Source organism: Pseudomonadota bacterium (assembly GCA_039196715.1).
Classification (GTDB): Bacteria; Pseudomonadota; Gammaproteobacteria; order CALCKW01; family CALCKW01; genus CALCKW01.
This window is the reverse complement of record JBCCUP010000027.1, coordinates 20,683-35,862: the sequence shown is the minus strand read 5'-3', so window position 1 is coordinate 35,862 and position 15,180 is coordinate 20,683. Positions and strand designations below refer to the sequence as shown.

Sequence of the window (15,180 nt, the reverse complement as noted above, 5' to 3'; positions counted from 1 at the left end):
TTCGCAGTGCAGTCTTTGCATGCGCGGCGTTTCCACGTGCACAATCATTCTGCGCCATGCGGGGGAACTATGCAAAAGGACAACGCGGCCACACGGGCGATTGATGTCGTCGGTGTGAACAAGTTTTTTGATGACTTTCACGCGCTCAAAGACGTCTCACTGCACGTCGATCGGGGCGAGAAGGTGGTGGTCTGTGGGCCCTCGGGTTCGGGCAAGTCGACGCTGATCCGCTGCGTGAATCGCCTGGAGAAACACCAGAGTGGCGTGATTCGGGTTGAGGGTGTCGAGTTGAACGACAGCCGTGAGGCGCTTGACGCGATCCGCGCGAAAGTCGGGATGGTGTTTCAGCAGTTCAACCTCTTTCCTCACCTGAGCGTGCGCGAAAACCTCACGATCGGACCACGTCGGGTGCGGGGCCTGTCCGACGCCGATGCCGACGCGCTGGCCATGCACTACCTCGAGCGCGTGCGCATCCCCGAGCAGGCCGAGAAGTTTCCGCGTCACCTCTCGGGCGGCCAACAGCAGCGCGTGGCGATCGCGCGCTCCCTCTGCATGGAGCCCGACATCATGCTGTTCGACGAGCCGACATCGGCACTCGACCCGGAGATGATCAGCGAAGTGCTCGATGTCATGGTCGAGTTGGCCGACAGCGGCATGACCATGGTGTGTGTGACCCACGAGATGGGGTTCGCGCGCCGGGTCGCCGACACCATGGTGTTCATGGACCACGGTCGCGTGGTCGAAACCGCGCCGCCCGACACCTTCTTCAGTGCGCCCGAGAGTGAACGGTGTCGTGACTTCCTGAAACAGATTCTGAGCCACTGATCCGATGCGTATCCTTGTCGTTCTTCTGAGTGTCGCGGTCCTGAGCGGGTGTGCATCGGCCAACTGGGGCTGGTACGTCGTCGACCCGACCACGACCACCGGCGCCAACAACATCCGATTCCTGCTCAGCGGCCTGTGGAACACGGTGCTGTTGTCGCTCACCGCGATCAGCATCTCCATCGTCGTCGGTTTGCTGGTGGCCTTGCCGGGGCTCTCCGAACGCGCCTGGCTTCGACGGTTCAACCGCGTGTACGTGGAGCTCGTGCGCGCGGTGCCGATCCTGGTGCTGATCCTCTGGGTCTACTACGGTCTGCCCCAGGTGACGGGCTTGTCAATAAACGTGTTTTGGGCGGGTGTGATTGCGCTCGCCCTGTCCGACAGTGCCTTTCAGGCGGAAATCTTCCGCGCCGGTATCCAGTCGATCAGTCGGGGCCAGTACGAAGCGGCGCACTCGATCTCGCTCAACTACCGCGACACCATGCGCTACATCATCTTGCCGCAGGCCATCCGGCGGATCCTGCCCGCGCTGGGCAACCAGTTGGTCTACATGCTGAAGATGTCGTCGTTGGTGTCGGTCATCGGCATGGGTGAACTGACGCGCAAGGCCAACGAACTGGTCGTGAGCGAGTACCGGCCGCTGGAGATCTACACGGTGCTGGTGCTGGAGTACCTCGTCCTGATTCTGCTGGTCTCGGCCGGGGTGCGGTGGCTCGAGCGGCGATTGCAAAGTGATGAACGCGCCTGAGCGCGGCGGGCGGTGCGCCACGGGGAGGCGGTGACATGAGTGCCTGGATTCGGATGCTGAGCGACGACGAGGCGGACGCGAACCTGCTCGACGCGCTCGCGCTGTCGCGCACGCCGCACGGCACGGTGGACAACGTCATGCGCGTGCACTCACTGCGGCCGAGCACCTTGCGCGGACACGTGATGCTCTACCGCGCCGCGCTGCACGACGACGACAACACCCTGCCGATGTGGTTGCAGGAGACGATCGCAAGCTACGTGTCGATCCTCAACGCGTGTCCGTATTCGCTGGCCAACCACTGGGCCAACGCACGGCACCTGATCGGCGACGCCACGCGTGCGGACCGAATCGAGCAGGCGCTGCACGCGCGTGCGCCGGAGTCGGTGTTCGACGGGGCCGAGTTGGCGCTGTTGCGTTACGCCGACAAGCTCACGCGTGACCCCGGTGCCATGGTCGAACGTGACGTTGCCGACTTGCGCGACGCAGGCCTCGACGACGGCCAGATCCTCGAGGCCAACCAGATCATTGGCTACTTCAACTACGTCAACCGCTGCCTCAACGGCCTTGGCGTGACGACCGACGGCGATGTGGTGGGCTACTACGCCAACGCGGACTGACTCCGCCCAGGCCCGCGGCGTGTTGCTTCAGAATAAAGTATTTGTAGAATACGCAACACTTCGTCACTGTTGAGGCCGCCGCCATGCCCGACGTCGCCCCGGAACACCGGTCCACTGCGCCGCGCGCGGACGCCGTGTCCGCAGACCGCATCCCGGTCGTCGACATCACCGCGTTGCGCGACGACAGCAACCCGATCGGCGTCGCCCGCGCACTGCACGCGGCGAGCCGCGATCTCGGCTTCATCTACGTGTCCGGCCACGGTATCCCGTGCGACGTGATCGAGCAGGCGCGTGCGGCCGCGTACGGCTTTTTCCGCAGCGACGCGGCCAACCGCTCGCGCGTGGCCGTGTCGCAACACCACCGCGGTTGGATCGCCACCGGCGGCGCGGTGATGGCCGACGGCGTCAAACCCGACTTGAAAGAGAGTTTCGTCTGGGGCATCGAGCCCGCCGCCGACGACGGCCACCCGCTGCGGGGCCCGAACCAATGGCCGGATAGCCCCGCGGCATTTCGGGCGGCGAGCCTTGCCTACTTTGCGGCGGCGGACCGGGTCGCACGGCACCTGATGCGCGGGTTTGCGCTCGGGCTTTCTCTGCCCGACGATTTCTTCCTCCGGCGGTGCGCGCAGCCGCTGAGCCGGGCGAGCTATGTGTACTACCCGCCCCAGGCCGTCGTGGATCACCGCCAGTTCGGGGTCGGCCCGCACACGGATTTCGGCGTGCTGACCGTGCTGTGCCAGGACGACGTGGGGGGCCTCGAGGTGCAGGACACCGGCGGGCGCTGGCTCGCGGCCCCACCCATCGAAGGCACCCTGGTGGTGAACGTGGCAGACCTGCTGTCGCGGTGGACCGACGGCTACTACACCTCAACCCCGCACCGGGTTGTGAACCGCTCCGGCCGCGAGCGCCTCTCACTGGTGTTGGCCTGGGACCCGGACCCCGACACGCCGATCGACAGCCGCGCTGTGTTCGGTGAGGCACACACGCCGAGTCAACCGCCCATCACCTGCGGTGACTACCTGGTCTGGCGGTTTGCTCAGGCCTTCGCGCACCGGAAGTGAGCCATGCAACAGAGCGATGCCCCGACCCAGTCGAGCGTCGAACAGGCGATCGGTGAAACCCTGCGCACCCTGCGCACGGCTGCCGATCTGACGGCGCGGGAGCTGGCCGCGCGTTCGGGCGTGTCCACTGCCATGATCAGCCGCATCGAGAGCGCCCAGGTGTCAGCGTCGATCAGCACCCTGACCGCGCTGAGCGCCGCGCTGGACGTGCCCCTGGTGCGCTTTTTCCGCGACACCGACGGGCGTCGAGGCGACTACACGGTGGTTCGTGCGGGCGAGGGGATCCGCTCGCGGCGGTTGGTCGAATCCCACGTACACGACTTCGAGAACCTCGCAGTGCACGTGCGACGCGACTTGCAATTCGAGGCACGCATCGTGACGGTGACCCGCCAGGCCTCGTCGCCACCCCAGTACGTCGGCCAGGGTGTGGTGTTCGTCCACATCCTGGCAGGCGAAGCGGTCTATGCGTGCGGTGAGGACACCGTGACCCTCGGTGTTGGCGACAGCGTGACACTCGACGCCGAGATGCGACACGGCTTCCAGGCGGTGCTCAGTGACACGCTGGTGTTCCTCACGGTCCAGTCGGAGCGCCGGCGGTGAGCACCTGCCCGTTTGCACGTGCCGGCGCCCGAAACCTGCTGATGGGCTGCGCCGGTATCGACCTCATGCGCGGGGCGCGCGTGCTGGTGGTGCGCGAGGACCCGGCCCTCGGGTGGTACGACGGCTACGCCGCTGACGCGGTCATCGCCGAGGCCGAGGCACTCGGCCTGACGGTCGATTGCCTGCACGTCGGCGCGCCGGACACCGAGACGCTCTCTTCGGTCGATGCGCACGTTCAGGCCTACGATGTCACGGTGTTCTTCGCCCGGCTTGGCGACCTTGACCGGTTTGCCGAACGACCTGAACACACCGTGCGGGTGATGGCCTACACACGCGATCACGCCATGCTCGGGTCCGAGTTCGGTACCACGCCACACGCCGCGATGCGCGAGCTCAAACTCGCAATCGACCGGCTGATGCTCGCCGCTGACGACATCCACGTGCAGTGCGGTCTCGGCACCGATTACCGCGGTCGCCTCGACACGGTCGCTCGTACCGCGCACCGTGACGTCAGCGTGCGCCGTTTTCCGCTCGGTGTGCCCCAGCCCACGTTGGCACAGCACTTCAGTGGCCGGGTGGCGGTTGCGCACCACCTGGTCAGCACCGGCACGCGCATCGACGCCTGGACCGTGCAACGGCTGCCCGACACCGTTGTCGCGTGCATCGACGAGGGCCGTATCCAGGGTTTCGATGGGCCGGCGTCGGCGTGTGAGATGGCCGAACTCCACCTGCGGCGGGTTGCGGAATTGGGCGGCCTGGACTGGCAGCGGGTGCATTCCTGGCACGCCGGCATCCACCCAGGCTGCGGCAGCGCGCACGCGCGGGGCATGGACCCGGACCGGTGGGCCAACACCGTGTTCTGCAACCCGCGGCTGTTGCACTTCCACAGCGTTGGCGAGAGCGCTCCGGGCGAAGTGAGTTGGGCGGTAACCGACCCGACGATTTCGCTCGACGGGCGCGCGTTGTGGTGTGAGGGCAGGCTGCAGGTGGAGGCGTTCGAGCAGACGCAGCACGTACTCGAGCGCTGGCCGCTGCTGTCGGAGTTGTGGTCGAAACCTGTCGCGTCGGTGGGCCTCGGCTAGGCGCGTGCGTGCGCCTGTGCCGCGGTGACATGCGATACACTCCCGCGCGAATGTCCAGACACGTGTGGAGTGCCCCATGGGCGAGGCCGGCGAGGATGCACAACCCCGACGCGTGGCGCACCCACCGTCAGCCCGCGTCAACCATCGGGTACCGCAGTGCGCAGCGAATTTCGAGCCGCTGTCGCCGCTGAACTGGCTCGACCGCAGCGCTGAGGTGTACCCGGCGCACACCGCCGTGGTCTACGGCGCGCGCCGGTTGTCGTGGGCCGACGTGCACCGCCGGGCACACGCCATGGCGGGGCAGCTGCAGCGCGGTGGTGTTCAGCCTGGCGACGTCGTGTCGGTCTTGGCTTTCAACACACCCGAGTTGTACGAAGCCCATTTCGGTGTGCCGCTGGCCGGTGCCGTGCTCAACGCCATCAACACACGCCTGGATGCGGACACGGTCGCCTGGATCCTCGACCACGCCGAGTCGAAACTGTGCCTGTATGACGCTGAGTTTCGTGAGACGGTGCGGCAGGTGGTGGCCGGTCTTGCGAACCCGCCTGTCCTGGTCGAAGTGATCGACGAGCAGGTCGCCCCGCCGGCTGCCGACCCCGTTGCGGGTGCGCTGGACTACGAACATTGGCTGGCCGACGCGGACCCGGGGTTTCGCGGTTATCTGCCGGCGGACGAGTGGCAGTCGCTTTCACTGAATTACACCTCCGGCACGACCGGCCGACCCAAGGGGGTGCTGTACAGTCACCGCGGTGCGCAGCAGCTGGCGCTGGGCAACGTGCTCGCCTGGGACCTGCCGCACCACCCGGTCTACCTCTGGACCTTGCCGATGTTCCACTGCAACGGCTGGTGTTTCCCGTGGACACTCGCCGCGGTGGCCGGCACCAGCGTCTGCCTGCGCGAAGTGCGTGCGGACCGGGTCTTCGACGCGATCGAACACGAGCGCGTCACGCACCTCTGTGGGGCGCCGATCGTGCTCGATACCCTTGCACGCGCGGTGGCCGACGGTGCGTCGCCGCCGACCGACCGGCGTATCGCGGTGATGACGGCGGCAGCGCCGCCGCCCGCGGCCACCCTCGCGGCTGTCGAGGCGGCAGGCTTCGACGTCACCCACGTCTACGGCCTCACGGAGGTCTACGGTCCGGCCGTGCTGAACGCCTGGCAGGATCGCTGGTCCGCGTTGTCGGGCGAGGAGCGCGCGGAGCTCAAATCGCGGCAGGGCGTCGCGTACCACGTCCAGGCGGCGCTCAAGGTCGCCGACCCGGACAGCGGCGTACCGGTGCCGCGCGACGGCGAGACCCTCGGCGAGGTCATGACCCGCGGGAATGCCACCATGAAAGGCTACCTCGCCAACCCCGAGGCGACCGAGGCCGCCTTCGCCGGCGGGTGGTTCCGCACCGGAGACCTCGGTGTCTGGCACGCGGACGGCTACGTGCAGCTCAAGGACCGCAGCAAGGACATCATCATTTCCGGCGGTGAGAACATCTCGTCCATCGAGGTCGAGGACGCGTTGCGGCGTCACCCGGCGGTTGCCCTGGCAGCGGTGGTGGCCAAACCGGACGACACCTGGGGCGAGGTCCCCTGCGCCTTCATCGAGTTGTTGCCGGGGGCCAACGCGGACGCCGAGGCCCTCGATACACACTGTTTGTCGGTGCTGGCCCGGTTCAAACGGCCACGGGCGTACGTGTTCAGCGAGATTCCCAAGACCTCGACCGGCAAGGTCCAGAAGTTCGTGTTGCGGGAGCGCGCGCGGGCCCTCTGACGCGGTTCCGCAGGCGGTGTCGCGGTCTGCGCAGTCTGCTTTGGTGTGGCGCCACGGGCGGAACGGAGCCGGTTGACTGAACGGGTGCGCGGCATCGGTGGCCGCGTGGCGCTGTTTTGCACCTCGAACCGTCAAGCGCGGCGCGTTTTGGCCGATCCACTGTCAAGACGGTGAGCAGGGTTTGGCAATCAGTGAGCGGCGACGACGCCAGTCATCTCTTTTTTGTGCTCGATGGGGCAAGCGGGCGCGTGGTCGACGTGGCCGAGGACCTCGCGCGCATGCTCGATCAGCCACTCGATGCGCTGATCGGACAACGCTGGGATGAATTGCTTGATGTCGAACAGCCTGATTCCCTGAGCTCGGCCGCAAGTGGCGCCGACTCGACCGCGGGCGCCGGTTGGGTGGGTGCCTTTCGGCAGGGCGACCGTGTCACACCACCCCACGCCTTTCGCGCCGCCCTGAACGCCGACGGGGATCGGCTGTACATCAGCGTGACCCCACTTGAGGCACCCGAGCGCGGCACGTCCGTCGCCGAGGCGCCAACGCCGGGGTCCGACCCGGGTGGCGTGGCTAGCGTGGCCACCACGCCCTCGTCGTCCGCCGAACTCAGCCAGCAGTTTTTCCACATGTCCGAGCACCTGCTCGGGGTGCTGGATGCCGACGCCAACATCGTGTTGGCCAACCCGTCCTTCGTGAAAGCCTCGATCCTCCCTGCCGATCGGATCACCGGCACGCCGGTGCGCTCTGCGTTGCAGATGCAGGACGCGGAGACCCTGGAACAGGCCGTCCGGCGACTGAGCCAGTCCGACGGTGCGGAGAAGATGTCCGTCCGTGTGACGCGCGAAAGCGGTGTCCACGTGCTCTCGGTGCGCCTGCGTTCAGAGCCGGGTGCGAGCGAGGTCTTCCTGGCCGCACACGACGTCACCGAGGAGCACCGTCTCAACGAGCAGCTGGTCGACCGTGCCACGCGAGACCAGCTCACGCGTCTCGCCAACCGGGAGGCCTTCAACGCCGAACTCGAGCGCGCGGTGGCCGAGGCCGAGCCGCTCGCGATGATCATGCTGGACCTCGACGATTTCAAACGCGTCAACGACAGCCTCGGCCACAGCGTCGGCGACGAACTGCTGGCGATCACGGGGCACCGCATCGTCAACGTCGTGCGTCAGAGTGACCTGGTGGCGCGGTTCGGGGGCGATGAATTTCTGATTCTGCTGCGCGACATAGCGTCGCCGACCGACGTCGAACGCATCGCCGAAAAGATCCGACTCGCGTTGTCGCTGCCGTGCATGATCGGCGGGCGCAAGATCCACGTGACCACCTCGATCGGCGCGGCGATGGGCCAGGGCGGTTCACACGACGCCGAGCGGTTGTTCTACGAGGCCGACGCGGCCGCTTACGAAGCCAAACGCCTCGGCCGCAATCGGTGGATCCTGTTCGACCAGCAACTCGACAGCGCCCTGCGCGAGCAGGCGGCGATCGAAGTCGAGCTTCAACACGCGATCAGCAACAACGGCATCGTGCCGTACGTACAGGGCATCCACTCGGTCGACGGCACGCTGCGCGGTGTGGAAGTGCTCGTGCGCGTCCGGTCGGTCAGCGGCAAGATGCTGAGCCCCGGCCATTTTCTCGACGTGGCGCGTCAGCTCGGTCTGCTGACCAAACTCGGTGAACACGTGTACGACTCGGCGCTGGAGCAGCTGGCGCCGTGGCTCGCCGAAAACCCGAATTGCACTGTCAGCCTGAACGCCGACCCGCGCGAGATTGTCGCACCGGGCTTTGCCCGTATCCTTCGGCGTGTGATCGTCAAACACCGCGTGGAGCCGCGGCAGATCTACCTCGAAGTGACCGAGACCGGCATCCTCGCTGCCGCGGGACTCGGGGGCAAAGTCATCGCCGAACTGCGCGAGATGGGCATCCGCATCGCGATTGACGATTTTGGTACCGGGGCATCGTCGCTCGGGTACCTGCGCGACCTGATGATCGACCGAATCAAGATCGACCGGACCTTCGTCACAAACCTGCATCTGAACCCGTCGAACGCCACGATCACCGAAACCGTGATTCGTCTCGGCGAAGCGCTGGGCATCAATGTGGTCGCCGAGGGCGTCGAATCGCAGCGAGAACTGGATCACGTCGCGTCGCTCGGCGCGCCTGCGATTCAGGGGTATTTCTTTCACAAGCCCGAATCGATTTCGGATTTTCTCGCCGGTCACGGCGACGCAACGCTCGCGAAAACCGGCTGAATGTGACGCAGCCCGCGCGAGGCGTCGCGTTTTTGTGATGTACCGCATTCGCCGCGGAGAGCGCGGCCGTATGCTATGTCAGCATGAGTATCGACGTAGACACCACGCTCGCGCCACCCGCTGAAAGCGCCCTTGTCTGGGGTGCGAACGCGGCTGCGGATATCGTGTTTGCCGACGCGCTCGATGCCTATCTTGCGCTGCACAGCAGCACCACGCGAGCAGTCCAACGCGACGACCTCGTCCACCTGGTGTTTGTCAGCCACGGTGCGGTGACGCTGTCCACGGCGGGCGGCAGCAACACGATCGAAACCGGCCAGGTGGTGATCCTGCCCCCGGATCTTCAATTTGCTCTGAGCGGCGGCAGCGCCGCGCGGGGGACGGTGGTGGCTGTGCCGGTCGACATCCTGCGGCGCTCGGCGACGACGTCTGCGGCGGTGCACACCTGCCTGAGTGCGCACGACGCGCTGTGGCTTGCGCCGGCCGACACGGTCGCGACGGCACGCGCCTTCGACACCTTGCGCACGGCCACGCGGGTCATCGCGCGTGCCTCCGACCTCGCGGTCTACTCCGCGCTCTACGCCGTGCTCGATGACGTCGCGCGCGCGATGCAGGCGCTGCCCGGCGGGACGACCGATGCCGGCGACGCGGCGGAGCGAGTCGCCACGCTGTTCGTTTCGCTGATCGAGCAGCACTACCGGTCGCAGCAACCGCTGACGGCCTACTGCGATCTGCTCGGTGTCACCGAGCGCGCACTGCGCCGTGCCACCCACCGTGTGCACGGTCAGACGCCCTTGCAGATGATCCACGCGCGAACGGTGGTCGAGGCCAAACGGCTGTTGCGGTTCACGCACGTCAGCGTGGCCGACATCGGTGCTGCGCTCGGCTTCGACGACCCTGCCTACTTCAACCGCTTCTTCAAGAAAGCCGTTGGCGATTCACCGCGGGCCTGGCGGATCTGGCGCAACAGCCTCTGAGCCGCGCCAGCGCCGACCAATGCACGGCATTGGGGCGCACCCATCCGGTGTAAACCTTTGTCAAGACCGCGGCGCCGGCGCGCAACTTGAGTAGACTTCCAGTGAACGCGACCGCGTGTCCGGGCGTCCAAGCCCCCGGTGCGCCGGCGGGCACGGGACTGGGAGACTCATCGAACTCATGCGATTTCTATTGCGCGCGCTCTCTGGCGTGTTCCTGCTCGCGCTGACCCTGGGCCTGTTGGTGCTCGGGGTGGGTGTGCTCATCCAGGCGGACGCGGACAGCGACGGTCGCCGCGATGGCCGGCCGGCACAGGAACGCGTCTACACCGTGTCAGTGACGCCAGTGGAACCGACGACGCTCGCCCCGGTGTCCCGGGCTTTCGGTCGGTTGCAGAGTTGGCAAACCGCCGACGTGCGGTCCGCCAGCGCGGGCACGGTCACGGCCATCGGCGACGCGGTGCGCGATGGAGGGCGCGTGGCCCGCGGAGACCTGTTGTTCGAGATCGACCCGGTGATTGCCGAGAACACCCTGGCGAGCCGCGAAACCGACGTCGCCGAGGCGCGAACCGAACTCACCGACGCGCAACGCGCACTCGAGCTCAGCGTCGAGGAGCTGACGGCTGCAGAGTTGCAGCACCGGTTGCGCGAGCGGGCGCTGGCGCGGGCGCGCGACCTGAAGCGGCGCGGCTTCGACACCGACGCGGGCGTCGAAGCCGCCGAACTGGCCCTGGCCAGTTCGTCACAGTCGCTGGTCACCCGCAAGCAGGCGATTGCCCAGGCGGAGGCACGCGTGGCGCGCGCCGAAATCGGCATCGAACGTCGCGTGTTGGCACGCGATGCTGCGCTGCGCGACCTCGAGGACACGCGCATCCTCGCGCCGTTCGAGGGGGTGCTCAGTGAGGTCGACGCGGTGGTCGGTCGGCGCGTCGGCGCCAACGAGCGCCTGGCGACCTTGATCGACCCGACTGCGCTCGAGGTGGCGTTCCGCGTCTCGGTGGAAGCCTTCGCACACCTGGTCGACGCGCGAGGCGAGGTGCTCAGGCAACCGTTGACGGTGGAATTCGAGATGGGTGCACGCGACATCCAGTTGCAGGCGCGCATCTCGCGAATCAGTGCCGAGGTGGGCGACGGTCAGTCCGGCCGGCTGGTCTACGCCGAACTGCAGCCACCGTTGCCCGGCGCCCTCACCGTGGGCGACTTTGTCACGGTGGCCATCGAGGAACCGGCGCTGAGCGGCGTCGCGCTGATCCCGCGTGCCGCCGCGACCGACGACGGTCGTGTGCTGGTGGTTGACGACGAAGACCGGCTGGTCGAGCTGCGCTCGAGGGTTGAACGCCGACAGGGTGACAGCCTGATCGTCTCCGGTTTGCCCGCGGACGCGCGGTTGGTGTTGGCCCGGACCGCGCAGCTTGGTCCTGGTGTGCGTGTCAAGACAGTCGGGCCCGACCGGCAGATCGAACAACGCGAAACCGTCAAACTGACCGAGGCACAGCAGGCCCGGTTGCGGGCTGCCATCGGCAACAACACCCGTATGCCGGCCGACGTCAAGGCGCGGCTGCTCGAGCGCATCGACAGCGGCGAAATCAGTGCGGCGATGTGGCAGCGTTTCCAGAACCGCATGGGCGGCGGGGCAGGGTCTGCAGCCGGCAGCGGTGACGGCGACACCATCGCCCTCGACGACGCCCGTCGCGCCCGCTTGCGCGACGCGGTCAACGCCAACACCGATCTGCCCGAGTCGGCACGCGACCGCCTGCTCGAGGCCTTGGAACAACCGCGTGTGCCGGCGGCCATGGTCGAACGCATCGAATCGCGGCTGGGGCAGTCCTCGTGATCTCGATGCGCGAGGAAACCGGTGGCGTGCTGTCGTATTTCACGCGCCATGCCACCCTCGCAAACCTGTTGTTGCTCGTCATGCTGGTGTCGGGTTTCTACGCGGCAACCCAGATTCGGGCGCAGTTCTTCCCCGACGTGGTGGTGGACGGCGTCTCGGTCACGGTGCGCTGGGACGGCGCCGGTCCGGAAGACCTCGACCTCGGCGTGGTCGAGGCACTCGAGCCCGCGTTGCAGGGTGTCGAGGGTGTGACCAACAGCAGCGCACGGTCGGTCGAGGGCAGGGCGGTGATCGACCTCGAGTTCGAGCCCGACTGGGACATGTCACGTGCCGCTGAGGACGTCACCACCGCAGTCGATGGCGTGACCACCTTTCCCGAGGGCATCGACGACCCCATCGTCAAACGGGGTGCCTGGCGGGATCGGGTGACGGATATCGTTCTGCACGGTCCGGTGACGCGCGAGCAGCTCGGCCAGTTTGCCGACGAATTCGTGCAGCGGCTGTTCCGCCTCGGTGTGACACGCACGACCGTGCGTGGCGTCGTCTCGCCCGATATCGAGGTCACGGTGCGCCAGGCGACCCTGATGACGCACGACATCAGTTTGGCGGATATCGCGCGTGTGATCGGCGAGTCGGTGGAATCCGATCCGGCCGGCGAAACGCGCAGCGGCGATGCCCGAATTCGCAGCGGGGTGGCCAAACGCTCGGTCGCAAGCATCGGCGATGTGGTGGTTCGGGCGCAGCGTGACGGCGACAGCCTGTTGTTGCGCGATGTTGCCGAGGTGGGTTTGGTGCGTGGAGCCGACGGTCGCGAGTACTTCGTCGGCGACAACCCGGCCATGTCAGTGCGGGTCGACCGCGCCGACCAGGGTGACGCGATCGAGATGCAGGCGGTGGTGGAGGACGAGGCGCAGGCCTTCCAGGCGCTGTTGCCGGAGGGCGTGCGTGTCGAGCTGATCCGCACCCGGGCCGAGGCAATTTCACAGCGACTGAGTCTCCTGATCGACAACGGCCTGCTGGGCCTGGCACTGGTGGTCGGCCTCTTGTTCCTGTTCCTGTCTGCGCGCACGGCGTTTTGGGTGGCCGCGGGCATACCGGTGGCAATGATGGCGGCGATCGCCCTGATGCACCTCTCGGGCATCACACTCAACATGATCTCACTGTTCGGTTTGATCATCTGTCTCGGTATTGTTGTCGACGACGCCATCGTCGTCGGTGAACACGCGGATTTCCGTGCGAGGCAGCTCGGGGAGAGCCCGACACTGGCTGCGGTCAACGCGGCCCGGCGCATGTCTGCACCGGTGGTGTCCGCGACGATCACGACGGTGATCGCCTTCTTCGGTCTCACGGCCATCGGCGGGCGCTTCGGCTCGCTGATTGTCGACATCCCGTACACGGTGATCGTGGTCTTGCTGGCATCGCTCGCCGAGTGCTTTCTGATCCTGCCCAACCACATGCGTCACGCGCTCACCGCGGTGGATCAGTCTGCCTGGTACGACGCACCGAGCCGTGCCGTCAACCGCGTCTTCAACCGGTTCCGGTTGCGCGTGTTCAAACCCACCATGGCTGTGCTGATGCGTGCGCGCTACCCGGTTGTGGCGGCCTGCTTCGCTCTGCTGGCGGCGTCGGTAGCGTTGCTCATTCGCGGCGATGTGCCGTGGCGTTTTTTCAATGCGCCGGAACGCGCCTCGGTCTCGGCCAACCTCGCCATGTTGCCCGGGGGGACGCGTGAGGACACCCTGGCAATGGTGCGCGAGACGCAGCGGGCTGTCGAAACCGTTGGCAAGGAACTCGAAGCCAAGCACGGCACGAACCCGGTTGCGTTTGTCGTCGCAGAGGTCGGTGGTACGACGGGTCGCGGACTCGCGAATCAGGAAAACAAACTGCCTGAACAACTCGGCTCCATCGCCATCGAGCTCATCGACCCCGACGATCGCCCCTACAGCTCGGCGGTGTTTGTCAACGCCGTCGAGGAGGAGGTCGGCTCACACCCGCTGCTCGAGACCCTGGCGTTTCGCCGCTTTCGGTCCGGGCCCGGGGGGGATGCGCTCGATGTCGACCTGATCGGGGCGGACAGCCGCACGCTCAAGCGCGCGGCGGACGCGCTCAAGACGGCGGTCTCGGACGTGCCAATCGTCTCGGCCGTCGAGGACAACCTCGCCTGGGACAAGGTCGAGTTCGTGCTTGAGCTCACCGCGCGTGGCGAGGCGCTGGGCTTCAGCACCGAGGCAGTGGGGCGGGAGCTGTTCCAGCGACTCAACGGCGTGGTGGCCGCGGAGTTTCCGGTCGGGCCACGCACCGGTGAGATCCGTGTGCAGTTGACCGACACCGAAGCCGGCGGCGATGTGATCGGCACCACGTTGTTGCGCTCGCCGGGTGGCGACTACGTGGCCCTGAGTGACATCGTTCGGGTGCGCAGTCAGAACGGCTTCGCGTCGGTGCTGCGCGAGAATGGTGAACGGGTCGTGACCGTGACGGGCGATGTCAGCGAGGACGAACCCGAGGCCGCGTCGGCTTTCGACACGCGGCTGCGCGAGCGGATACTGCCGGCGCTCGAATCCGAGTTCGGTGTGCGTTGGCGCCTCAGCGGTCTGGCAGAGCAGGAGCGCAATTTTCTCGATGATGCGCGTACCGGCTTCCTGTTGTGCCTGCTCGGCATCTACCTGACGCTGTCGTGGATCTTCGCGAGCTGGTCTCGACCGCTCGTGGTGATGTCGGTGATTCCCTTCGGTCTCACCGGTGCGTTGTTCGGCCACTGGCACTGGGGTGTGCCACTGTCGATGTTTTCCGTGATTGGCCTGATTGGCATGACCGGTATCATCATCAACGACTCGATCATCCTCGTGAGCACGATCGACGAATACCTCGAGGACCGCGACTGGCGCACCGCGATCATCGACGCCGTTGTGGACAGATTCCGCCCGGTCCTGCTCACCACGCTGACCACCGTGCTCGGCCTGACGCCGCTGTTGTTCGAATCGTCGCAGCAAGCGCAGTTTCTCAAGCCCACGGTGATATCGCTCGTTTACGGGCTCGGCTTCGGCATGGTACTGGTGTTGTGTCTGGTGCCGGCGTTGGTCTGGATCCAGCAGGACGTTCATGTTTTCGGACGCGCACGGCAGCGTATGCTGCGAGGCAGCCGCGTGCCCGTGCGGGTTCGAGCGCTCCTTGGTGCAACGGTGGCCATGTCGCTCGCGATCATCGCGGCGACGGCTGGCACCTTCGCGGCCACCGGCGAGATGCAAGGCTGGCTACTCGGTGGCCTGGCCCGTGCGCTGCCCGATGCCTCGGCGACCGTGCTGGTGATGGGCGCGATGGTCGTCGGCCTCGCGTGTACGGTTGGGGCGGCGTACGTCGTCTCCAGCGTTGTGCCCGCCCGGTCGGCGGCGCGTGGCCCGCAGTGACGCGTGCAGCGTGGGTCTGAGGGCGCGTGCCCGCGGGCA

General features: G+C 66.8%; 11 protein-coding genes. All 11 read left to right on the top strand.

The genetic code is table 11. The features are described from left to right. Window positions 1-69 precede the first annotated feature (69 nt). The 11 genes from AAGA11_11190 to AAGA11_11140 all read left to right on the top strand — a co-directional run bounded on the left by AAGA11_11190 (window position 70) and on the right by AAGA11_11140 (window position 15,141). The gene (locus tag AAGA11_11190) at window positions 70-825 is read left to right on the top strand and encodes an amino acid ABC transporter ATP-binding protein (protein MEM9603419.1); all 756 of its coding nucleotides are present in this window, start codon (window positions 70-72) and stop codon (window positions 823-825) included. 4 nt (window positions 826-829) lie between these two features. Next, window positions 830-1,570 (top strand): amino acid ABC transporter permease, encoded by a 741-nt coding sequence (locus tag AAGA11_11185; protein ID MEM9603418.1) that lies wholly within the window; start codon window positions 830-832, stop codon window positions 1,568-1,570. Window positions 1,571-1,605: 35 nt separating this feature from the next. Then, complete coding sequence (locus AAGA11_11180; GenBank protein MEM9603417.1) at window positions 1,606-2,187, top strand: peroxidase-related enzyme; 582 nt, start codon at window positions 1,606-1,608, stop codon at window positions 2,185-2,187. A gap of 83 nt (window positions 2,188-2,270) precedes the next feature. Then, window positions 2,271-3,248, top strand: a complete 978-nt coding sequence (locus AAGA11_11175; GenBank protein MEM9603416.1) for a 2OG-Fe(II) oxygenase family protein — start codon at window positions 2,271-2,273, stop codon at window positions 3,246-3,248. A 3-nt stretch (window positions 3,249-3,251) separates the two neighbouring features. Next, complete coding sequence (locus tag AAGA11_11170; protein ID MEM9603415.1) at window positions 3,252-3,848, top strand: helix-turn-helix domain-containing protein; 597 nt, start codon at window positions 3,252-3,254, stop codon at window positions 3,846-3,848. Next, a complete protein-coding gene (locus AAGA11_11165; GenBank protein MEM9603414.1) occupies window positions 3,845-4,930 on the top strand; it encodes a hypothetical protein in 1,086 nt (361 codons plus the stop codon). The genes AAGA11_11170 and AAGA11_11165 overlap by 4 nt, the downstream gene beginning before the upstream one ends. A gap of 76 nt (window positions 4,931-5,006) precedes the next feature. Beyond that, the gene (locus AAGA11_11160) at window positions 5,007-6,689 is read left to right on the top strand and encodes an AMP-binding protein (protein ID MEM9603413.1); all 1,683 of its coding nucleotides are present in this window, start codon (window positions 5,007-5,009) and stop codon (window positions 6,687-6,689) included. A 191-nt stretch (window positions 6,690-6,880) separates the two neighbouring features. Continuing rightward, window positions 6,881-8,932 carry an EAL domain-containing protein gene (locus AAGA11_11155; protein MEM9603412.1) on the top strand — a complete coding sequence of 684 codons (2,052 nt, stop codon included), beginning with the start codon at window positions 6,881-6,883 and terminating at the stop codon, window positions 8,930-8,932. Window positions 8,933-9,015: 83 nt separating this feature from the next. After that, window positions 9,016-9,906 (top strand): helix-turn-helix domain-containing protein, encoded by an 891-nt coding sequence (locus AAGA11_11150; protein ID MEM9603411.1) that lies wholly within the window; start codon window positions 9,016-9,018, stop codon window positions 9,904-9,906. 178 nt (window positions 9,907-10,084) lie between these two features. Continuing rightward, complete coding sequence (locus tag AAGA11_11145; GenBank protein MEM9603410.1) at window positions 10,085-11,737, top strand: HlyD family efflux transporter periplasmic adaptor subunit; 1,653 nt, start codon at window positions 10,085-10,087, stop codon at window positions 11,735-11,737. A gap of 5 nt (window positions 11,738-11,742) precedes the next feature. Next, entirely contained in the window at window positions 11,743-15,141 is a 3,399-nt protein-coding gene (locus tag AAGA11_11140; GenBank protein MEM9603409.1) for an efflux RND transporter permease subunit, read from the top strand. Window positions 15,142-15,180: the final 39 nt, after the last annotated feature.